The organism is Plantactinospora endophytica, assembly GCF_016862915.1.
Taxonomy (GTDB): domain Bacteria; phylum Actinomycetota; class Actinomycetes; order Mycobacteriales; family Micromonosporaceae; genus Plantactinospora; species Plantactinospora endophytica.
On the sequence record NZ_BONW01000038.1, the window covers coordinates 38,759 to 59,096 of the forward strand.

19 protein-coding genes and 1 pseudogene are annotated in these 20,338 nt (G+C 71.0%); 4 read left to right on the forward strand and 16 right to left on the reverse strand.

Annotated elements, in window-relative coordinates:
• Window positions 1–23: 23 nt before the first annotated feature.
• Entirely contained in the window at window positions 24–920 is an 897-nt protein-coding gene (locus Pen02_RS31630) for a LysR family transcriptional regulator (RefSeq protein ID WP_203869818.1), read from the reverse strand.
• 236 nt (window positions 921–1,156) lie between these two features.
• On the opposite strand from Pen02_RS31630, the gene Pen02_RS31635 reads away from it, so the two are divergent.
• Window positions 1,157–1,999, forward strand: a complete 843-nt coding sequence (locus Pen02_RS31635) for a S1 family peptidase (RefSeq protein ID WP_203869819.1) — start codon at window positions 1,157–1,159, stop codon at window positions 1,997–1,999.
• 133 nt (window positions 2,000–2,132) lie between these two features.
• On the opposite strand, the gene Pen02_RS31640 is transcribed toward Pen02_RS31635, so the two are convergent.
• From Pen02_RS31640 to Pen02_RS31675, 8 genes are all read right to left on the reverse strand, one after another.
• Window positions 2,133–3,221: an aldo/keto reductase gene (locus Pen02_RS31640; RefSeq protein ID WP_203869820.1), complete on the reverse strand. Its 1,089-nt coding sequence runs from the start codon at window positions 3,219–3,221 to the stop codon at window positions 2,133–2,135.
• Window positions 3,222–3,474: 253 nt separating this feature from the next.
• Complete coding sequence (locus tag Pen02_RS31645) at window positions 3,475–4,128, reverse strand: response regulator (protein WP_203869821.1); 654 nt, start codon at window positions 4,126–4,128, stop codon at window positions 3,475–3,477.
• Window positions 4,125–5,321 carry a sensor histidine kinase gene (locus tag Pen02_RS31650; RefSeq protein ID WP_203869822.1) on the reverse strand — a complete coding sequence of 399 codons (1,197 nt, stop codon included), beginning with the start codon at window positions 5,319–5,321 and terminating at the stop codon, window positions 4,125–4,127. Before Pen02_RS31650 ends, Pen02_RS31645 begins: the two co-directional genes overlap by 4 nt.
• Before the next feature lie 135 nt (window positions 5,322–5,456).
• Window positions 5,457–5,960 carry a hypothetical protein gene (locus tag Pen02_RS31655; protein WP_203869823.1) on the reverse strand — a complete coding sequence of 168 codons (504 nt, stop codon included), beginning with the start codon at window positions 5,958–5,960 and terminating at the stop codon, window positions 5,457–5,459.
• 18 nt (window positions 5,961–5,978) lie between these two features.
• Window positions 5,979–6,920, reverse strand: coding sequence for a hypothetical protein (locus tag Pen02_RS31660; protein WP_203869824.1), 942 nt, complete (start codon window positions 6,918–6,920; stop codon window positions 5,979–5,981).
• Window positions 6,921–6,986: 66 nt separating this feature from the next.
• Window positions 6,987–7,262, reverse strand: coding sequence for a hypothetical protein (locus Pen02_RS31665; RefSeq protein ID WP_203869825.1), 276 nt, complete (start codon window positions 7,260–7,262; stop codon window positions 6,987–6,989).
• Between the two features lie 373 nt (window positions 7,263–7,635).
• Complete coding sequence (locus Pen02_RS31670; protein WP_203869826.1) at window positions 7,636–9,012, reverse strand: serine hydrolase; 1,377 nt, start codon at window positions 9,010–9,012, stop codon at window positions 7,636–7,638.
• Window positions 9,009–9,314 carry a hypothetical protein gene (locus Pen02_RS31675; protein WP_203869827.1) on the reverse strand — a complete coding sequence of 102 codons (306 nt, stop codon included), beginning with the start codon at window positions 9,312–9,314 and terminating at the stop codon, window positions 9,009–9,011. Before Pen02_RS31675 ends, Pen02_RS31670 begins: the two co-directional genes overlap by 4 nt.
• A 108-nt stretch (window positions 9,315–9,422) precedes the next feature.
• Here Pen02_RS31675 and Pen02_RS43250 point away from each other — a divergent pair.
• A pseudogene (locus Pen02_RS43250) lies at window positions 9,423–9,911 on the forward strand (GbsR/MarR family transcriptional regulator); the annotation flags it as partial.
• A 568-nt stretch (window positions 9,912–10,479) separates the two neighbouring features.
• Here Pen02_RS43250 and Pen02_RS31685 read toward each other — a convergent pair.
• The 4 genes from Pen02_RS31685 to Pen02_RS31700 form a co-directional block, all read right to left on the reverse strand.
• Window positions 10,480–10,893 carry a YkvA family protein gene (locus tag Pen02_RS31685; protein WP_203869829.1) on the reverse strand — a complete coding sequence of 138 codons (414 nt, stop codon included), beginning with the start codon at window positions 10,891–10,893 and terminating at the stop codon, window positions 10,480–10,482.
• 119 nt (window positions 10,894–11,012) lie between these two features.
• Window positions 11,013–12,020 carry a methylmalonyl Co-A mutase-associated GTPase MeaB gene (gene meaB / locus Pen02_RS31690; RefSeq protein WP_239141626.1) on the reverse strand — a complete coding sequence of 336 codons (1,008 nt, stop codon included), beginning with the start codon at window positions 12,018–12,020 and terminating at the stop codon, window positions 11,013–11,015.
• Window positions 12,020–14,242 carry a methylmalonyl-CoA mutase gene (scpA, locus tag Pen02_RS31695; RefSeq protein WP_239141627.1) on the reverse strand — a complete coding sequence of 741 codons (2,223 nt, stop codon included), beginning with the start codon at window positions 14,240–14,242 and terminating at the stop codon, window positions 12,020–12,022. The genes meaB and scpA overlap by 1 nt, the downstream gene beginning before the upstream one ends.
• Entirely contained in the window at window positions 14,239–16,065 is a 1,827-nt protein-coding gene (locus Pen02_RS31700; RefSeq protein ID WP_203869830.1) for a methylmalonyl-CoA mutase family protein, read from the reverse strand. The genes scpA and Pen02_RS31700 overlap by 4 nt, the downstream gene beginning before the upstream one ends.
• Before the next feature lie 138 nt (window positions 16,066–16,203).
• Here Pen02_RS31700 and Pen02_RS31705 point away from each other — a divergent pair, with 138 nt between their 5' ends.
• Both Pen02_RS31705 and Pen02_RS31710 read left to right on the forward strand, forming a co-directional pair.
• Complete coding sequence (locus Pen02_RS31705; RefSeq protein WP_203869831.1) at window positions 16,204–16,494, forward strand: hypothetical protein; 291 nt, start codon at window positions 16,204–16,206, stop codon at window positions 16,492–16,494.
• The gene (locus Pen02_RS31710) at window positions 16,491–17,168 is read left to right on the forward strand and encodes a 4'-phosphopantetheinyl transferase family protein (RefSeq protein ID WP_203869832.1); all 678 of its coding nucleotides are present in this window, start codon (window positions 16,491–16,493) and stop codon (window positions 17,166–17,168) included. The genes Pen02_RS31705 and Pen02_RS31710 overlap by 4 nt, the downstream gene beginning before the upstream one ends.
• A gap of 43 nt (window positions 17,169–17,211) precedes the next feature.
• Here the strand turns inward: Pen02_RS31710 and Pen02_RS31715 are convergent, their stop codons facing one another.
• The 3 genes from Pen02_RS31715 to Pen02_RS31725 all read right to left on the reverse strand — a co-directional run bounded on the left by Pen02_RS31715 (window position 17,212) and on the right by Pen02_RS31725 (window position 20,153).
• The gene (locus Pen02_RS31715) at window positions 17,212–17,415 is read right to left on the reverse strand and encodes a DUF5988 family protein (RefSeq protein ID WP_203869833.1); all 204 of its coding nucleotides are present in this window, start codon (window positions 17,413–17,415) and stop codon (window positions 17,212–17,214) included.
• A gap of 188 nt (window positions 17,416–17,603) precedes the next feature.
• The gene (locus Pen02_RS31720) at window positions 17,604–18,599 is read right to left on the reverse strand and encodes a 3-oxoacyl-ACP synthase III family protein (protein WP_203869834.1); all 996 of its coding nucleotides are present in this window, start codon (window positions 18,597–18,599) and stop codon (window positions 17,604–17,606) included.
• A 114-nt stretch (window positions 18,600–18,713) separates the two neighbouring features.
• Window positions 18,714–20,153: an acyl-CoA carboxylase subunit beta gene (locus tag Pen02_RS31725; protein ID WP_203869835.1), complete on the reverse strand. Its 1,440-nt coding sequence runs from the start codon at window positions 20,151–20,153 to the stop codon at window positions 18,714–18,716.
• Window positions 20,154–20,338 lie beyond the last annotated feature (185 nt).

Sequence of the window (20,338 nt, forward strand, 5' to 3'; positions counted from 1 at the left end):
GGCGGTCGGGCCCGTTTGATCGGTCAGGACGTCCAGCGTTCCCGTCGGGCGACTTGGCGGGCGGTGTCGACCAGTGCGCGCACCGGCGGTGACGGGTGCCGCCGCCAGGCGATCTCGAGGTCGATCGTCGGCAGTTCGTCGGTGGTGGCGAGGCAGGCGACCCCGTTGGGCAGTTGCCGCCCGAGCGACCCGGGCAGGAACATGAACCCCTGGTCGTGCAGGTTGAGGTGCAGGTTGCGCAGTCCCGGAAGCGGGTTCTCCCAGACGTGGAAGGTCTCGCCGCTGCTGCCAAGCGCGGAGAGCACGGTGTCGTGGTAGTGCGGCGCGAGCCGGCGAGGAAAGAAGAGCAGGGTCTCTCCCCGGAGATCGCTGAGCGCGACCGTACCCCGCTGGGCCAGTCGATGCCCGGCGCCGACCATGACGGCGTACGGATCACGGCGCAGTCGGATCCGCTGGTATGTGGTCGGCACGGGCAGGTGCCGGCCCAGCACGACGTCGAGTTCGCCCTCGTGCAGCGCGGTACCGAGATCGACGTCCCAGGCCTCCCGCGCGTCGAGCCGGATGCCCGGGTACCGGTCGCGCATCGCGGCGAACAACTTCGGCATCTCTTCGAAGGCGGTGGTCACGGTGTAGCCGACGCGTACCTGCCCACCCTCGGCCCGGCCGGCGTGACGGGTCCGCTCCACGGTCCGCTCGGCCTCGACCAGGACGCCACGGGCGGACTCGACGAAGACCCGGCCCGCCTCGGTGAGCCGGGTCGGCCGGCGGTGGAACAGTTCGACGCCGAGCTGCCGTTCCAGCTCGCGGATCTGGCGGCTCAGCGGCGGCTGGGTCATGTGCAGCCGCGCGGCGGCAGCCTCGAAACCGCCCGCCTCGGCAACCGCGATCACGTACCGGATGAGGCGCAGTTCGATCGGCATTTCCGAAAGGTATCTCGCTTCCGTGGTCCTCATCGGACGTGCTCACGCCGCCCGGCCCGCCGTGGCTGTTCTGGACGGCTCCGAGCCGGACGATCATTGCGCAGGCCGGCCGGGCCGGGCGTCGTCCGGCATCCGTCCGCACCGTCGGCGGCCGGATCCTCTGCCGGGGCTTGAACCCGGGACGACGAGGACGGATCCTGGCAGTACATCGACAGCCGACAGTCGGAGGTGGCGTGGTGCGCCTCGTACCGGTCCTCGTGTTCACGCTCGCCGTACTCCTGCCCGCCGCACCGGCCGCCGCACAGCAGCGCGGCGGCGCCCCGCCCGGCCCGGCCACGGTGGCCGAGGTGCGTACCGCCGGGACCGCCTGGGGCGTCGATCCGGCGACCGGCCGGACCACGCTCACCGTCGACGAGTCCGTCGGCGACGCCGACGCCCGGGTACTCCGCGCCGTCGCCGACCGCTCCGGAGCGGTGTTCCGCCGCGAACCCGGGCGGCTGCGCCCGCTCATCGCCGGTGGGCAGGCCATCTACGGCGGCGCCGCCCGATGCTCCCTGGGCGCGAACGTACGCGCCGGTAGCACGTACTACTTCGTCACCGCCGGGCACTGCACCCGCGCCGCCTCGACCTGGTACGCCGACAGCGGCCGGACGATCCCGCTCGGTCCCAACACCGGCAGCAGCTTCCCCGGCAACGACTACGGCATCGTGCGCTACACCGGTACGATCAGCCATCCCAGCGCGGTCTACACCTATCCGCAACTGCTCCCGATCACCGGTGCCGGCAACGCGTACGTCGGTCAGGCCGTCTGCCGCAGCGGGGCCACCACCGGGGTGCGCTGCGGCACGGTGACCGGCCTGAACCAGACCGTGAACTATGCCGAGGGCACGATCTTCGGGCTCATCCGCACCAACATCTGCGCCGAGCCGGGCGACAGTGGTGGTCCGCTCTACTCGGCGTCGACCGGAACCGTCCTCGGCGTCCTCTCCGGCGGCAGCGGCAACTGCACAAGCGGTGGGACTACCTACTACCAGCCGATCATGGAGATCCTGGCCGCGTACCGCGTCACCATCCCGTAGTGCGCGAGTACGCCGTCCCGGGGCGGCGGCGGGAGACCTCCGGTCCGTGGTCGGCGTCATGCCGTACTCCTCGCCGGAGGTCCCGCCACGGGTCAGGCCGACCTCCCGTCGAACGGTGCCGTGGCCAGCACAACTAGAGCTTGACGTACCCGTCGAACGTCTTGCCGGGATACCACGCCATGCTCTCCAGGTCGGCGAAGCCGGGAATCTCGCCGACCATGTGCCGCACCATCCTCGCCCGGGTCTCCGCGTCCGGCAGCGGGCCGCGCAGCACGGTCATGTTCTCGTCGAGGTGGTCCGGGTTGCTGGTGGACTGGAGCACCACGGTGACCGCAGGATGCGACAGGACGTACTTCAGGAAGAACTTCGCCCAGGTGTCGGCGCCGAAACTCCTCGCCCAGCCCGGCACCCGGTGTCCCTCGACCAGCTTGTGCAGCCGGCCCTTCTCCATCGACATGTTGACCATCACCCCGATCCCCCGGTCGGCGGCGAGCGGCAGGATCCGCTCCTCGGCGTGCCGGGTGAAGATGGAGTAGCGGATCTGCACGAAGTCGACGTCGAAGTTCCGCATCAGGACTTCGACCGCCGGATAGTACTGCGTCGCGTGGTGGCTGACACCGACGTACCGGATCCTCCCCTCGCCCTTCCACCGCCGCAGGACGGGCACGGCGGCCTCGGCGTTGACGAGGTTGTGCACCTGCAACACGTCCATCCTGTCGCGCCACAGTCGGGTCTTCGACGTCTCCAACTGCCGCACCATGTGGCTCTCGTCGCTGAGGTACTCGCCGGTGGACCAGCTCTTGTTGGTCAGGAACAGGTCGTCGGTGATGCCCAGGTCGGTGGCGAAGTCACCGACCGACAGCTCGGCACCGCCGTAGAGCGGGGAGGTGTCGACCACCCGGCCGCCCGCCTCCCAGTACCGCTTCAGGACCTCCCGCAGGTGGCCCCGCTGGGCGCCGGGTCGCTTGTCGAACGTCATGAAGGTGCCGAGGCCGACCGCGCGGAGCCGCTCGCCGGTCCGCCCGACGACACGGGTGATCTCACCGCCACTGCGGCGATCGGCCGCGAGGCCGGCCGGCGCGATGCCGACGGCCTCGGCCCGGCCGGCGGCGCCGACGGCGAGCAGGGCCCCGGCTCCGGCCGCTCCGGCGGCGGTCAGCAGGTTGCGCCTGGTCGGGTGGCCGCCCGGGCGGGCAGCCGGTGTGTCGTTGGGGAACACCATGGAACTCCTCCGTGTGTCATGTGCATCGCCGACGGAGTACGGGCGGCCGGGTTGGCCGATGCCGTTGGCGCGTTACACGGACCATGTTCGATTCCCGTCCGCACCGGCACCTCCTGCTGCCGGCGACCCGTGCCGGGTCGTCCGGTCGGCCGGCCGGCCGACCGGAACCGGCCAGGTGGAGGAGGCGCGCGGACAGCGCGGTACCACGGTCGGGGGTAGGCGGAAGCGAGGGTGCCGCGCTCGGTGGCGGTGCTCAGTTCGGGTCGATGCCGGCCCGGACCGCCAGTACGGCCAGCCGGACCCGGTTCGAGGCGCCGGTCTTGGCCAGCAGGCTGGTGACGTACGTCTTGACCGTGGTCACCCCGAGACCCAGCCGCTGCGCGATCTCGCCGTTGGACAGCCCCGCGCTGACCAGCGCGAGGACCTCCCGTTCGCGACCGGTGAAGTCGAACCGGGCCATCGGGTCCGGCGCACGGTCCCCGACGTACGTGTCGACGGCGGACGCCACCAGCCGGTCCAGAACCCTGGTACTGAACGGACTCTCGCCGTTGGCTGCCCTGCGGACCCCTTCGAGGAGTTCCGCCGGGGCGGCGTCCTTGACGAGGAACCCGCACGCGCCCGCCCGCAGCGCGGCGTACAGGTGGTCGTCGTCGTCGAACGTGGTCAGCACCACCACCCGGACGCTCGGCCGGGCCGCCAGGATCCGTTCGGTGGCCACGCTGCCGTTCATCCCCGGCATGTGGAGATCCATCAGTACGACGTCGGGCAGCACCTGTTCGGCGTACCGGACCGCCGCACCACCGTTCTCCGCCTCGCCGACCACCTCGACGTCCGGTGCCGCCTCGCAGAGCATCCGCAGCCCGGCCCGGACCAGGTGTTGGTCGTCGACGAGCAGCAGCCGGATCACGAGACCGCCCGGCTCGACCGGACCGACGCGGGCAGCAACGCGCTGAGCCGCCAACCCCGGTCGACCGGACCGGCGTCGAGTCGCCCGCCGAGGATCTCCATCCGCTCACGCAGTCCGGCCAGTCCCAGACCGAGGCCGTACGAGGCCGCCTCCGTCAGCTCCTCGCCGCCGTCGTCACAGACCACGACCCGGACGTCGCCGTCGAGGGCCGTCCGTACCGTCACCGAGGCCCGGGCTCCGGCACCGGCGTGCTTGGCGACGTTGGTCAGACCCTCCTGTACGAGCCGGAGCACGGCCAGGCCGCGTACCGCGTCCACGCCGGTGATCCGGGAATCGACGTACGCGTCGACCCGCAGTCCGACCTTCCGGCTTCGCCGCACCACCTCGGCCAGGGCGTCCGGCAGCTCCGACGGGTCCAACAGCGGCTGGTCGAGGCCCGTCCCGGTCGACGGCTGGCGCAGCAGTCCCACCAGCCGTCGCAGGTCGGCCAGCGCGCTCGTACCGCTGGCGTGTACGTCGTCGAGCACCTCCCGCACCTTCGGGTCGGTCTCCGGCAGCACGTGCCGGGCCACACCGATCCGCAGCACCATCGAGGCTATGTGATGGGCGACCATGTCGTGCAGGTCCCGGGCGATCGCGGTGCGTTCGGTGACCCGGGCGAGCGCCAACTCGGAGAGTCGACGCTGGTGCTCCTCGGCAAGCCACCGCTCGGCCTGCCGGGCCTTCTGCCGGACCGACCGGAGGTACGCGCCGAGCAGCAACGGCAGGCCGATCAGTACGGTCACCCGGTACAGCATCGGGGCCAGGTCGGCTGGCATGTCGCCGACGACCCGGGTCGCGTAGACCCCGGCCAACACGCTCCAGCCGACGAGCAACTGCCACCCCGTGCGGTACATCGCCAGTTCGAAGACCGCCAGACTCGCACCGACCTTGATCGGGACCAGCAGGCTCGCGCCGAGCGGTTCGGCCGTACCGAGCAGTGTCGACTGGAGCAGCACCACCGCCAGCGGCCACCGGCTACCGCCGGCGCTGACCAGTACCGCCGTCAGCGCCAGGACCCAGTCGACCGGCCGTACGGGTGACGCCGGGTCTCGCAACTGCACCAGATAGCCCACGGCGCAGGCGAGCAGGATCAACAACCGCAGCGGCAGCATCCGCCGGTCGAACAACCGGTCGACCCAGGACGTGAACACCCCGGGTGCCGGCCCGGAACCATCGGCCGGCCGGCGTGCCCGGTCGACGCCCGGGACCGCCGAACTGCATCGCGAACCAACCTCCGCGATTCCGTTGGGTGACATTGCCGGTACGCCAAACGTCGCTGCGGTTCGTCAACCGTAGACGCGGTGCTTCAGCACCCGGATCTTCGCGAACTGGTCGCGGATCAACTCGCCGGCCGCCTCGCTCACCCGGGCCGCGAACTCCTCCTCGGTCAGGCTGCGGACGGTGCCGTCCGCGACCCGTACCGTCCAGATCCGCATCCCTCGCACCGCGAGGTGGATCCGGCCGTCCGAGGAACGCCCCTGCGCGACAAGCTCATCCCGCGCCGAACAGAAATCCTGGTCACGAAGACTCACCGCCGGCGGCTCTCCGGTGATCGTCGCACCGAACGCCTCGCTCGCCGCCGCGTAGTACTCCCTCGTCCGACCCGCCCAGAGCAGCTTGCCGAGACCCTCGAGTTGCCGCTCGAGTTCCCGCTCGTCGCAGTAGCGGTAGCTCTCCGGGGTGAACGACAGGCGTACGTCCGCACGGCCACGCAGTTCGGCGACGATCCGACCGCCCGGCGCGGATACCCGGACCCGCATGTCGTCCAGTCGCTCGGCGAGTACTCCCACGGTCTGGTCCCTCCCGGATCAGCTCGAGTAACCCATGTAGTCCGGGCCGGTGATATCGCCGCCGTCGGCACCGGCCAGAGCCGGACGGGGCGACACGTACGACCCACGGTTCCCGCTGACCAGGCCGAGGTTGCCGCTCATCGCGTTGGCGACCTCGCTTTCCTGGACATGGATTTCCTGGATCAGCATGGAAATGGCCTCGCGCATCTGTGAGATGACACTGCTCGGGCTCCCGGCACTGAACTGGATCGACGGTGCGGTGTCGCGCGGCACCGCACCCACGATGGACACGGCTGATCCGACGGCGGTGAGCGCCGTGCCGGCGACGACACTGACGGCACCGACGGGTGCCGCCGTGGTCGCGACGATGGCGGCCACCACCGTGAACGTCATGGTCCAACCGCTCGGGCCGCACCCGTCGGAGTCGAGCGCCGCCAGGGCATCGTGCGCAATCTTGTCGATGTCGTTCCGCGCGGCGGCCCAGATGGCCTGCTCCGCCTCCAGCGCCACCTTGAGCACGGAGGTGAGCAGGAACTGGTTCTGCACGATCGCGGAAAACGGGTCGACGAAGTTCGTCTTGAACTCCATCGCGGCAGCGCCCGTCCAGTCCTCGATATAGCTTGTCACACCCGGCAATCCGGCAAGCGCCACATTGGCGGGATAGATCGCACCGTCGAGCGGGCTCTCGTGACCCTCACCCGAGGAGAGCTTGTGCAGGGCTGCCGCCAACTGGGCGATCATCCCGTCGAACGACGAGGGGTCCGGCATCTCCGTGAAGGGCTCAAAGAGATCGGGCACGTCGGCGTACGCCTGTTCGATCTGTCGGCGCCGTTCGGCCAGGAGACTGCCGACGTTGGGCGTACCGTCATTTCGGATCTCCTGCTCCAGCGTCTCCACCTCCTCGTCGATCGCTTTCTGCCTGATCTCCTCAGCATGCTGCATAAGCTGCTCGAAACTCATTCGTCGACTCTCCGTCACCAGCAACTCAGAGGGGCCGGACCGGCTTGTCCGCGAGCACGTCACGCATCAGCCGTTGGCCTGGCGCAGCCGGTCGAATTCCGCGCCCGCGGCGCTGTCCGTCCTGGCGTACTCCGAGGCGGCCAGACGGAGCGCCTCGCCGACCAGTTCCAGGTTGACCGCCGTATCGCTCAGGATCGACTCCAGTTCGTCACGGAAGCTCCTCCACGGCCCGTGCGTGGGCCCGTACGGCCCGCCGAGCTGCGTTGGTCGCATGAAGGCGTTGGCCAGGCCGGAGTTCGTGTCGCCCACCAATCGAGCGGCAGCATCGTACTCCTCCGCCACGGCTGGCAGGTTGTCGCTGCCGGCCCTCCACAACCCGTACAGATCGGCCCCGAGGTCTGTCCCGGTGCTCGGCATCTCACCCCTCCCGCTGGTCGTCCGGTGCCCGCCCGGACCGGACGAGCCCGCCCGTCCACCGCGACGGCCGGCCGGAACCGGAGCCCGCACGCCACGGTCTGGTACCCGAATCCCGGGTCACCGGCTCCGGTCAGAACCATCGCAGGAGGTGGTAAAGATTTTGTTGGTATCCAGCTCAGGCCACCGGCCGACTCGACGGGGCGCAACCCGACGAGGCTCACCTTGCCCGGGTAGCCGCTGCCCGGCCGGCCGCTACCTGCACAAACTGCCCGGTCACCGGGTGACCCTACTCAGCCGATCACCCTGATCGGGGGTGTACCCGGCAGTTGATGTGGAGGTATCGGGCATTGTCGTCGGTGAGGTCGTAGATCGCGACCGTCTGCGTGTCCTCCAACGGATCCGTCGGTGGCATCAGGAATTGTGTCTCGTTCACCGGGAGTAGCTCGTATCGGGTGCGCTCTGGTTTCTGGAGGAACTCCGCCTGGGTCGTATCGAGGACCAGGGTCAGGTACAGCTTCCCACCGTCGGCGGAGACCTCGTACCGGGTGCCGGGGCGCTCGTAGACGCCTTCGTACCTCGACAGGTCGAGGTTCAGCGTCGGGTCCGGTGCCGGCAGTTCCGGGATGGTGACCGTGCCGAGGTCGGTCAGGATCTCGTTGAACACCCTCCGGTAGAAGCTTTCCCGTGGTCCACCGTTGGTGAGCATCGCGATGGCCGTGTTCGAGTCGGGCAGGATCCGTAGCCGGGCGTTCTGGCCGATCGTGCTGCCGTCGGTGGCGTAGACGGTTTCGCCGCGCCAATCACACACGATGAGACCGAGTGCCCATTCCGGCCCGAACATGTGGGAATCGGGTACGGACACGCGCGAGCGCATCATCTCCCGGATGCTTCCGGCCGAGACGATGAACTTTCCGTTCGGTGCCGTGCCTCCGTGCAGCAGCACGTGCGCCAGCGTGAGCACTTCCCGGATCGTCGAGGTGATGTTGCCGCCGGGGCCGAACGAGCGCGGCAGGTGGTCCACCGGTGTGACGACCGGACCCTCGGCCAGGGAGCGGATCAGGTGCCCGGTCGCGGCCCGGGTTTCGTCCACCTGCTCGCGCCGGCTGCTCGTGTCGGTCAGGGCCATGGGCTCGAAGAGACGATCTCGCATGACGTCGTCCCAGGGTTTGCCGTCGAGGACCTCCAGGATCCGCGCGAGAATCGCGTACCCCAGTGCCGCGCTGTAGCCGTGGGTGCTGGCCAGCGGGAAGACCTGGGGCGCGTCGACGATACTGTCGATCATGCGCTCGTAGACGTCGTCGTCTTCGCCTGGATCGCCGAAGGCTTCCTCGATGCCACTGGTGTGGTACAGCAGGTGACGCGGGGTGACCTTGGCGCTTGTCTCGGGATCCGCGACGGTGAAACCGGGCAGGTAGCTCCGCACCGGCTCGTCCAGGTCGACCTTTCCCTCGTCGACGAGTTGCATGAAGGCCAGTGCGGTCCATGTTTTGGTCATGGAGCCGCACTGGTAGACGGTGTGGACCGTCGCGGGTTCCCGCGTTTCCACGTTCTTGACACCGACCGCGAGTTCGGTGAGCTCGCCGGCCTGGAGCACGCCGATCGCGGCGCTCGGGATGCCGTACTCCGCCAGGAGTACGGCGACCCGAGCCTGAATTCGTCGCACGTCGATCGTCATCTCGGGAGACCGACCGCGTTCGCGGCGTCCGCTTCGAAGTACTCCGTCGTGGCGTAGGCACCCGCGTGTGTTTCGAAGAAGTCCCGCACGCCGTCGACGGAGTCGTGAACGATGATGTTGACCGCCTTGGCCCCGTCCTGGCTCGCGACCGCCACCTTCCACCTGGCGCCCTTGGGGAGCATGGCGTGTGCCCTCTTCAGGCCACTCCAGAACTTGCTGTTGTCCGAGACGGTCGATACGGCCATCACGTGCATATCGTTGTCCTCCCCTTCAGCATGAAGAAAAGCTACGTTGCGTTTCAAGTCTCGTCAAACCAATGAGGCCGGAAAACTCGAGCTGGCGGGGAATCGTTGCAACAGAAGTGCAGATGAATGCAACTACCTCAACCGAGCCGTTGCAATGTACTGTTGATGAACGCAAGAGAGGAGGCGCCGGTGCCAGGAGGCAGGCTGACCCACGAGGACCGCAGCCGGATCGCGACCTGGCTGGCCGACGGGCTCGGGTACGCCGAGATCGGCCGCCGGCTCGGCCGGCCGACGTCCACGATCAGCCGCGAGGTCGCACGCAACGGCGCATCCGGCGCCTACCTGGCCGACCACGCCCAGCAGTCCGCCGGCCACCGCGCTCGCCGACGCCGGCCCCGGCCGTCCGAGACGACGAGCGACGAGCAGTCGACCGAGATGGTGCGCGACTTCGTGGACGAGTTCGCGACCCTGCTGGCCGCGACCGGACTGCCCAGGATGACCGCTCGGGTGTTCGTCTGCCTGCTCACCGCGGACGCCAGCGGCCTGACGGCAGCCGAACTGGTGCGTCGGTTGCAGGTCAGTCCCGCGTCGGTGTCCAAGTCCATCGGCTACCTGGAGGCCATGGAACTGGTGCTGCGCCGACCGGACCCCGGTGGGCGCCGGCAGCGGTACGTCATCGACGACGACGTCTGGCTCCGGGCATGGCAGGCCGACACCGGCGCGCACAGTGAGATCGCTGGGGCAGCGCAGCGAGGCATCACGATCTTCGGCGCCGACACGACCGCCGGAGCCCGCCTGTGCAGGATGGGCCAGTTCTTCGCCAGGCTCAGCGAGCAGATGAGCGGCAGCACCCTCGCCGAGCCCGTCTTGTACGACGCGCTGACCGTGCTCGCCGCACTCGTGCACGCCGGTCGACCGCTCACCCTCGACACACTGGCCACCGCGCTCGACTGGCCCCGGAGCCGCCTAACCTCCGCCCTGGACGCGATCCAGCTACAACCCGCCATCGCCGATCCGCTCGCCCTGCGAACCATCGGACCCGACACCTACACCATCACCATCAGACCGGACCGCCTCAGCCCCGCACAGAGCCGAGCCGTCGACGACGAGAGCCGCGACCCACCCCTGGCGGAACGGCGGCACGGAAGGCGTCGACACCAAGAGCAGACTGATCAAGCGTCAGCGGTACGGACGCGCGACGCGACCCAGTGCTCGACCAGCGCTACTGCCGGTCGCGTAGGCCGGTGAGGCGGCATACGGCGGCGAAGCCGTCATCGGTGCCGGGCCAGTGGGCGCGAACGGCGTCGAGGCCGGCGCGGCGGACCGTGGAGCGCAGTACGGCGGTGACGATGATGGCGTCGTCGGCGTAGCCCAGGACGGGGATGAAGTCGGGGATCAGGTCGATCGGGATGGCCAGGTAGCACAGGAGCAGGCCGAGCCTGACCCGTACGCCGGGCGGCATGGTCGGGTCGGCAGCCATCCGGCGTAACAGTCGGAGCAGGTCGGGGAGCAGACGCAACGCTTCACGTAGCTGGACCCGGTCGGGCTTGGTGACGAGCAGCGTGCCGACGAGCGCGAGCCAGACGACGGTCAGGGCGATCGCGAGACCGATCAGGGATTGCAGCCACCACGGCATGCCGGCGTCTCCTTCGGGTGCTGTCGCACGGTCCGTACGGTGTGCTGTCGCAGTCGGCGCCGCTCTGGGCGGCCCGGGCGGTGGCTTCGAAGCCTAGGCCGGGCAACGGTACGTCGGCTTCACGTGCGCTCGGGCACGTCCCGGTCGTACGCGGCGAGCATCTGCTCCGCTGCCCCGGCCGGGGTGAGGGAGCCGTCCAGGACCCGCTGTTCGAGGTCGTCGGCGGTGGCGCGTACCCGCGGATGCGCGTGGAAGCGGCTCAGCACGGAGTCCCGAACCATCGACCACATCCAGGCGACCTGCTGCCGCCGTCGGCGTTCGACCAGCTCGCCACTTGCCGCCAGGCGCTCGCGATGCGCGACCAGCCGGGACCAGACGTCCGCCACGCCGGTCCCCTCCTGCGCGCTACAGGTGACGACAGGCGCCACCACGGACGGCTGTTCGCCGCGGTGCAGCAGTCGGAGCGCATCGGTCAGCTCCCGCGCCGCGCGCCGCGCCTCGGCGGCGTGCGGGCCGTCGGCCTTGTTGATCGCGATCACGTCGGCGAGTTCGAGGATGCCCTTCTTGATGCCCTGTAGCCGGTCGCCGGTGCGGGCCAGGGCCAGCAGCAGGAACGAGTCCACCATCTCTGCGACCGTGGCCTCCGACTGGCCCACGCCGACCGTCTCCACCACGACGACGTCGTAGCGGGCGGCCTCCACCACCACTATCGCCTCCCGGGTGGCTTTCGTGACGCCGCCCAGGGTGCCGGCGGTGGGCGACGGCCGGACGTACGCGCCGGGCGCGGCGGCCAGCCGGGCCATCCGGGTCTTGTCGCCGAGGATGCTGCCCCGCCCCCGGGTCGAGGACGGGTCCACGGCGAGCACCGCGACCCGGTGGCCGGCGGCGATCAGCTCGCAGCCCAGTGCGTCGATGAAGGTGGACTTGCCGGCGCCGGGAATCCCACTGACGCCGACCCGGTGTGCCCCGCCGGTGTGCGGGGTGAGCGTTGCCAGAAGCTGCTGCGCCGCGGCCCGATGGTCGCCTCGGGTGGACTCGACGAGCGTGATGGCGCGGCCCACCCATGCCGGAGTGCCGGCGAGCACCCCGGCCGCCATCGCCGCGACGTCGACGCCCGCCGGGGCCACTACGCGGGTACCGGATGGCCGAGCCGGCGGGACAGGTCGGCGAGCAGGTCCAGCGCCGCGTCGGCGAGGACGGTACCCGGCGAGAAGATCGCGGCGGCGCCCGCGGCGCGTAACGCCTCGTGGTCCTGTGGCGGGACGACACCACCCACGATGATCATCAGGTCCGGACGGCCCTGGGCGGCGAGTTCGTCCCGCAGCGCGGGCACGAGGGTGAGGTGGCCGGCGGCCAGCGAACTGATGCCGACGATGTGCACGTCGGCCTCGACCGCCTGCCGGGCGACCTCGGCCGGGGTGGCGAACAGCGGGCCCACGTCGACGTCGAAGCCGAGGTCGGCGAAGGCGGTGGCGACCACCTTCTGCCCCCGGTCGTGACCGTCCTGCCCCACCTTGGCGATCAGGATCCGCGGCTGGCGCCCCTCGGCCTCGGCGAAGCCCGCCGAGGCCGCCCGGGCGCGCTCGATGTTGCCCACCTGGCCGGCCTCCTGCCGGTACACCCCGGAGACGGTCTGGATCCGGGCGGTGTGGCGTCCGTACACCTTCTCCAGGGCTTCGGAGATCTCACCCACGGTGGCCCGGGCCCGGGCGGCGTCGACCGACAGGGCGAGCAGGTTCTGCGCAAGCCCGGGTGCCCGCGTTCCGTCGCGCTCGGCTTCGGCGGCGCGGGTCAGCGCGTCCAGCGCGCGACGGTACGCGACCGGGTCGCGTTCCTCCCGCAACCGACGCAGTTTGCGTACCTGGTTGGCCCGTACCTCGGCGTTGTCCACCCGGAGCACGTCGATCGCCTCGTCCGTGCCGAGCCGGTACTTGTTGACGCCGATCACCGGCTGGCGGCGCGAGTCGATCCGGGCCTGGGTACGGGTGGCCGATTCCTCGACCCGCAGTTTCGGGATCCCCTCGGCGATCGCCCGGGCCATCCCACCGACCGCCTCCACCTCGGTAATGTGCTCCCAGGCACGGTCCGCCAGGTCACGGGTCAGCCGCTCGACGTAGCCGCTGCCACCCCACGGATCGATGGCCCGGGTGGTGCCGGACTCCTGCTGGATCAGTAGCTGGGTGTTGCGGGCGATCCGGGCGGAGAAGTCGGTGGGCAGCGCCAGCGCCTCGTCGAGGGCGTTGGTGTGCAGCGACTGGGTGTGCCCCTGGGTGGCCGCCATCGCCTCGACGCAGGTACGCATGACGTTGTTGAAGACGTCCCGGGCGGTCAGCGACCAGCCGGAGGTCTGGCTGTGCGCGCGCAGGCTCAGCGAACGCGGGTCCCTGGGCCCGAACTCGCCCACCAGCCTCGCCCAGAGCAGCCGGGCGGCGCGGAGCTTCGCCACCTCCATGAAGAAGTTCATGCCGATGCCCCAGAAGAACGACAGGCGGGGGGCGAACGCGTCGATGTCGAGCCCGGCGTCCCGGCCGGCACGGAGATACTCCACGCCGTCGGCGAGGGTGTAGGCGAGTTCCAGGTCGGCCGTCGCACCCGCCTCCTGGATGTGGTAGCCGGAGATGGAGATCGAGTTGAAGCGCGGCATCCGCTGCGAGGTGTACGCGAAGATGTCCGAGATGATCCGCATGGACGGCGCCGGCGGGTAGATGTAGGTGTTGCGCACCATGAATTCTTTGAGGATGTCGTTCTGGATCGTGCCGGACAGCCGTTCCGGCGCGACACCCTGCTCCTCCGCCGCGACGATGTAGAACGCCAGCACCGGCAGGACGGCGCCGTTCATCGTCATCGACACGCTCATCCGGTCCAGCGGGATGCCGGCGAACAGTTCCCGCATGTCGTCGACGGAGTCGATGGCGACACCGGCCATCCCCACGTCGCCCGTGACCCGTGGGTGGTCGGAGTCGTAGCCGCGATGCGTGGGCAGGTCGAAGGCGACCGACAGTCCTCGCTGGCCGGACGCCAGGTTGCGGCGGTAGAAGGCGTTGGACTCCTCGGCGGTGGAGAACCCCGCGTACTGGCGGATGGTCCAGGGTTGGTTGACGTACATGGTCGGATAGGGGCCGCGCAGGTAGGGGGCGACGCCCGGATAGCTGTCGAGGAAGTCGAGCCCGGACAGGTCGGCGTCGGTGAACAGCGGTGGGACGGGGATGCCCTCCGGCGTACGCCAGGTCAGCTCGTCGGCGGACATGCCGGTCTCGGCCAGCACCGCAGACCGCCAGGCGGCCTCGGCGTCCGGCATCGGTGCCGGCGTCGGCGCCGTCAGTTCCGCCGTCGTGAAGTCGGGAATCAATCCGGCACCCCCAGGTCGGCCAGTGTGCTGGTGAGCACCGCGACGGCGTCGCACCGGGCGTGCAGGCAGTCGTCAGCGCCGGAGTGCTCGTCCCGGCCGGCCAGCCAGACGCGTCGCGCCCCGGCGGCCCGCAGCGACTTGACCACGTACTCGGCCTCCTCGGGGTACGCCCGGTCCGGACCGCACACGCAGGCGACCGGTGACCCGCCGACTGCGAGCGCCTCGGCCAGGGCCTCCGGCGGGTCGGCGGGAGCGGTGGTGACGGCGATGCCGCCGGCGGCGAACAGGTTGGTCGCGAAGGTCACCGTCGGGCCGTACTCGGCGGGTGAGCCGAGGGTGGCGAGCAGGACGGTGGGCCGGCGGCCGGTAGTGTCGCGATGGGCGTCGCTGCGGTCGCGCAGCCGCTCGTACGCCGCCGCGTAGCGCCGACGCGGCAGACCGCCGCCCACCGGCGTCGCCCCCGGCCGGCGCGGTGGGGACTCCTCGTCGAGGTCGGGGAACTCGCTGACCCCGGTGATCGGGTCCCGGCGGTGCGCGATCGCGGACTCCCGCCGCCGCCACGTCCGTTCCAGCCGGTCGGCGACCAGGCCGCTGTCCAGGGCGGCGGCGAGACCGCCGGCCTTCTCGATGTCGGTGAACCACTGCCACGCGGCCTGCGCCAGGTCCTCGGTGTACCGCTCGACGTACCATGAGCCGCCGGCCGGATCGAGGACCCGGGCCACCTGGGCTTCGTCGATGAGCAGGGCCTGGGTGTTCCGGGCCAGCCGCCGGGAGAACGCGTCCGGCCGGCCGAGCGCGTGGTCGAAGGGCAGGACGGTCAACGCGTCCGCCCCGCCGATGCCGGCGGCGAAGGCGGCCACCGTGGTCCGGAGCAGGTTCACCCACGGGTCCCGGGCGGTCATCATGGCCGCCGACGTCACCGCGTGCTGCCGCTGCGCACCGGCACCCGGCGCGCCGCACATCTCCGCGATCCGCGCCCAGATCCGGCGGGCGGCCCGCAGCTTGACGATGGTGGCGAACTGGGCGGCCGTGGCGGCGTAGCGGAACTCCAACTGGCCGAGGGCCGCCGGCACGGACAGGCCCGCGTCGGTCAGAACCCGCAGGTACCCGACTCCGGCGGCTGCCGCACAGCCCAGTTCCTCGGCGTCGGAGCCGCCGGCCTCGTGGTACACGGTCGCGTCCACGGTGATCGCCCGGAATCCGGCCCCCTCGGTCACGCACCGGGTCGCCAGCGAGGCCGCGTCCCGCACGGCGCCGGCGAGGGCGGTCGCGTCACCGGTGCGGGCCCGCCACCCGAGCGGGTCGGCGCCGAGGTTGCCGACGGCCCGGGCCGGCTCGACGCCCCGGGCGGCGAGCAGGTCGAACCAGGCCCCGGCCGCCGCGACGACGTGTTCACCCGGATCCAGTACGACCCCGGTGGTGTCCAGGTGGACCCCGTCGAGCGCGGCCGGCAGGGCGTCGACCGGCAGGGGCTCGCGGCCGATCGTCAGCCAGACCGAGGTCGCCCCGTTCGCCAGGTCGTCGAGGACCGCCGCCCGGACCTCGGCCGGCTCCGCCTCGCAGTGGCGCTGTCGTACGTCCCAGCCGGCGACCAGGCCGCCCGAGGCACGGGCGCCACGGACGTACGGCGGCTGTCCCGGCAGGCCGCGCGGCGGCGTACCGCTGCCCGGGGTGTGCAGGGCCGCAAGCCGCAACCCGTCGTAGGTCGAGGTGGCCAGCAGGTCCGCCACCACTTCCGGCGGCGTGTTCTCGTCGGCGTCACCCGATCTGCGGAGCGCGGCGAGAGCCAGGCCGCGCCACTGCTCTGCGGTGGACGCTGTCATGGCCTTCCGTCCTTCCGGTCGCTCGTCCCGATGCACAACATGCCTGCGGCGACGAATGGCTGGCTACCCCAGTTCTTCGGTTACGGGCGCCGAAATAGGGGTGCCGGTACGACTTCGGTCCGTGACAGCATCGGGCCGATGCCGGGATCCCTGTTCGCCGTCGGCGACCTGCACGTGTCGTACGCCGAGAATCGGGTGATCGCCGACGGCCTCGCGCCGGAGTCCGACGACGACTGGCCGATCGTCGCCGGCGACGTGGCTGAGATCCTCGCCGACGTCGCGCGCACCCGGCGCCGGCGGCGTGGCCGCTTCCGCGAGCTGGTCCGGTCGCCCGGCAACCACGAACGGGAGGTCTCGCTCGGCTGTCCCCGGGAATGGCGTCGTCGGGGCACGGCACCGGCTCCGCTGCGCCGGATCCTGCGGCCGTGATCGAGCGGCTGCTGCCCGCCACGGTGGTGTCGGCCGAGGCGTTCGGCGACGTCGCCGGGGAGCGCTGTTTCCCCGGCGAGGAGCACCTGGTCGCCCAGGCCGTGCCGGAACGCCGTCGGGAGTTCGTCACCGCCCGCCGCTGCGCCCGGCAGGCGTTGCGCGAGCTCGGTTTCCCGCCCGCCGCGATCCTTCCCGGCCCGCGCCGTGCCCCCCGCTGGCCACCGGGTGTGGTCGGCAGCATCACGCACTGCCGGGGCTACCGCGCCGCCGCGGTGGCGCGCACCGCGCACGCCGCCGGGCTCGGCATCGACGCGGAGCCGCATCGTCCGCTACCCGCCGGCGTGGTCGAGACGATCAGCACGGCCGGCGAACCGAAGATGTTGCGGCGGTTGCGGGACGTCGACCTGGCCACGCACTGGGACCGGCTGCTGTTCAGTGCCAAGGAGTCGATCTACAAGGCGTGGTACCCGTTGACCGGGCGCGAACTCGGATTCGAGGAGGCGCGGCTGTCGATCGAGCCGGTCACCCGGACGTTCACCGGGCAGCTCGTGGTGACCACTGGCGTTCCCGGGCCACGGGTCGTGCACGGCCGTTACCTGGTCGGCGACGGGCTGGTGGTGACTGCGGTCCTGGTGCCGTCCGGACACGGGAAGAAGACGCGGCCGGGCCGATAGGGGTTGATGTCCACCGTCACCGCCCCGGGCCGCGTGGCAGCGACTACTCGGCGATCTTCGTACGCATGGTCCAGCGGTAGACCGGCGCGGTGGTGTCCGTGCCGGCCTCGCGTTCGAAGTGCTCGTACCCGCCCAAGTGGATGATCTTGATTCTGTCGATCTCGTCGTGCCGGCCGATCGTCGCCGTCGCCGGGGCATCCGAGGGGCCACCGACGAGCTGCGCCTCGACGTGTTCCGGTCGATCCATTGAATGCACCTCCCGTGCTGCCTGCCGACAATGCTGGTGCCGTACGCCCGCCGTGGGCACCCGTATCCGACCCCCTACCGACCCCAGACCGGGCTGACGAGCTCGGCCGGTAGACCCCACGTCCTCACCCGGACCGGTGGACGTGAGCGATACCGCTGGTGGTGGTGTCGCGATGGGCAGGGCCGGCGTCACTGCCCGGCACACCAGCGCAGCAGGCAGGCTCCCAGCGACATGCCGCCGCCGAACCCGGCCAGCAGCACCAGGTCGCCGCGCTTGAAACGACCGTCCCGGTTGGCCTGGTCGAGGGTCAGGGGTATCGACGCGCTACCCGTGTTGCCGTACTGCTCGATCGTGCGATGGGTCTGCGCGCCGGCCAGTCCGACGGTCTTCGCCAGGTCGTCGAGCATGACCCCGTTGGCCTGGTGCGGAACGAAGTGATCGATCTCCGAGGTCATCGTGCCGTGCACGCGCAGCAGGTCCGACAGGATCGGCGGCACGTGGTCGGTGACGAACCGGCGCACGTCCCGGCCACGCATCCGGAAGTAGTGCAACCCGGCGTCCAGCGTGCCGACGCTCGCCGGTGCACGGCTGCCCCCGGCGTGCACCCCGACCAGATCGTGCTCCGAGCCGTTGCTCCGCAGTTCGGTTCCGATGATGCCCACGGCCTCCGGGCACGGCCCCACCACGACCGCGCCGGCGCCGTCACCGAACAGGACCACACTGGCCCGGTCGGCCGGGTCGACGATCCGCGAGTAGATGTCCGCCCCCACGACCAGTGCGTGGCCGCCCGGGCGCGTGGCCAGCAGACTCCGGGCGACCTCCAGCCCGTACACGAAGCCGCTACAGACGACGTTGATGTCCAGGCACACCGCCCCGGTGGCGCCGAGCGCGTGCTGGACCAGGTACGACGTCGGCGGCTGGGGATGGTCGGGCGTCGAGGTGGCCAGCACGAGGAAGTCCACCTCGTCCGCCGTGAGTCCCGCGTTCGCCAGTGCCTGCGCGGCGGCCCGCACGGCCAGGTCCGACGTCGCCTCGTCCGGCGCGGCATACCGCCGGGATCGAATCTGCGTACGGACGGTGATCCAGTCGGAGGTCACCCCGGCGGGGCCGGCGACCTCCGCGTTCGATACCACGCGGGCGGGAGCATAAGAACCGGTGCCGAGCACCCCGACATGCTGTGCCACTGACCCACTCCAGACTGGAGGCCCATACTGCCTGTGCTCGCAAACTAGGGCGCGGGTGCCCCCTAGCCTCAACCCCTAGCGCCACCGAACAGCACCGCCCGCCGGGGGCGGCGGTCACAGTGGGATGTTGCCGTGGTGGCCGCGCCCGGCGGGTGCGCCCGCGAGCGCCTCGGCCACCCGCCGCCGGCTGGTGGCCGGCTCGATGACCTCGTCGACCACGCCGAGGGCGAGACCGCGAGCCACCCCACCGGACTCCCGTTCGTGCACGGCGACGAGTTCGGCCAGCAGCGTCTCCCGCGCGGCGGGCTCGGCTGCGGCGAGCCGCTTGCGGTGCAGGATGCCGACCGCCGCCTGCGCGCCCATCACCGCCACCTCGGCCTCCGGCCAGGCGAACACGCGGGTGGCGCCCAACGCCCGGGAGTTCATCGCGATGTACGCCCCGCCGTACGACTTCCGGGTGACCAGGGTGACCCTCGGCACGACCGCCTCACCGAACGCGTAGAGCAGTTTCGCGCCCCGCCGTACGACGGCGTCCCACTCCTGCCCGACCCCCGGCAGATAACCGGGCACGTCCACGACGACGAGCAGCGGAACGCCGAACGAGTCACACATCCGCACGAACCGGGCCGCCTTCTCCGCGCTCAGCGTGTCGAGGCAGCCGCCACGGCGCAGCGGGTTGTTGGCGACCACCCCGATCGACCGGCCGGTGAGGCGGCCGAAACCCACCACCACGTTCGGGGCCCACCGGGCCTGCAACTCGATGAACCGGTCGCCGACGGGCACCGGATCGAGCAGGCGGTGCACCAGCGGACGCACGTCGTACGCCCGGCGCGGCCGGTCCGGAAGCAACCCGCGCAGTCCCTCGTCGTCGGTCGCGGCCGCCGGGTCGAACCAGCCCGTCGCGGCGAAGACGCCGACGATCTGCCGGGCCCGTTGCAGGGCGTGTTCCTCCGAGTCGGCAAGGACATGGGCGACGCCGGAACGGCGGCCGTGCGCGTCCGCGCCGCCGAGTTCCTCCATGCTGATCTGTTCTCCGGTGACGGACCTGACCACCTCCGGACCGGTCACGAAGAGCCGCCCGGCCGGCGCCAGGACCACCAGGTCGGTCAGCGCCGGACCGTAGGCAGCGGCTCCGGCGGCCGGGCCGAGCACTACCGAGATCTGCGGCACGCGACCGGACGCCCGGATCATGGCCGCGAACATCCGGCCCACGCCGTCCATCGACTCCACTCCCTCGGCGAGTTTCGCGCCGCCGGAATGCCAGAGTCCGAGGACGGGTACCCGATCCCGAACCGCCGCGTCGATCGCCTCCACGATGTGCCGGCTGCCGACACCGCCGATGGAACCGCCCATCCGGGTCGCGTCCGTGCAGTAGACGATCACCGGTGAGCCGTCGACCCGGCCCCGGGCCACGCACACGCCGCTGTCGTCACGTTCCCGGAGCAGTTCGAGGGTGCCGGGGTCGAGCGTCCGCTCCATCCGCAGCACAGGGTCACGGGGCTCGGTCGCCGGCTCCGACGGGGCCGGAACCGGGGGCACGCTGAGCACGGTCATTCGTCTACCGCCTAGCTGTAGCAGGGCAACCAGCGAACAGGGAAGTAGGGAGTCCGGGCCGGGGCTCAGACGGCACGGGCGAGGTCCGGAGAATCGTGGGCGTGGCGGATCGAGCGGTGCGGTGACCGCTGTGTCGGGCTCGCTCCGGGACCGCGTTCCCGTTGGATCACGTGGCGGCCGGGTCG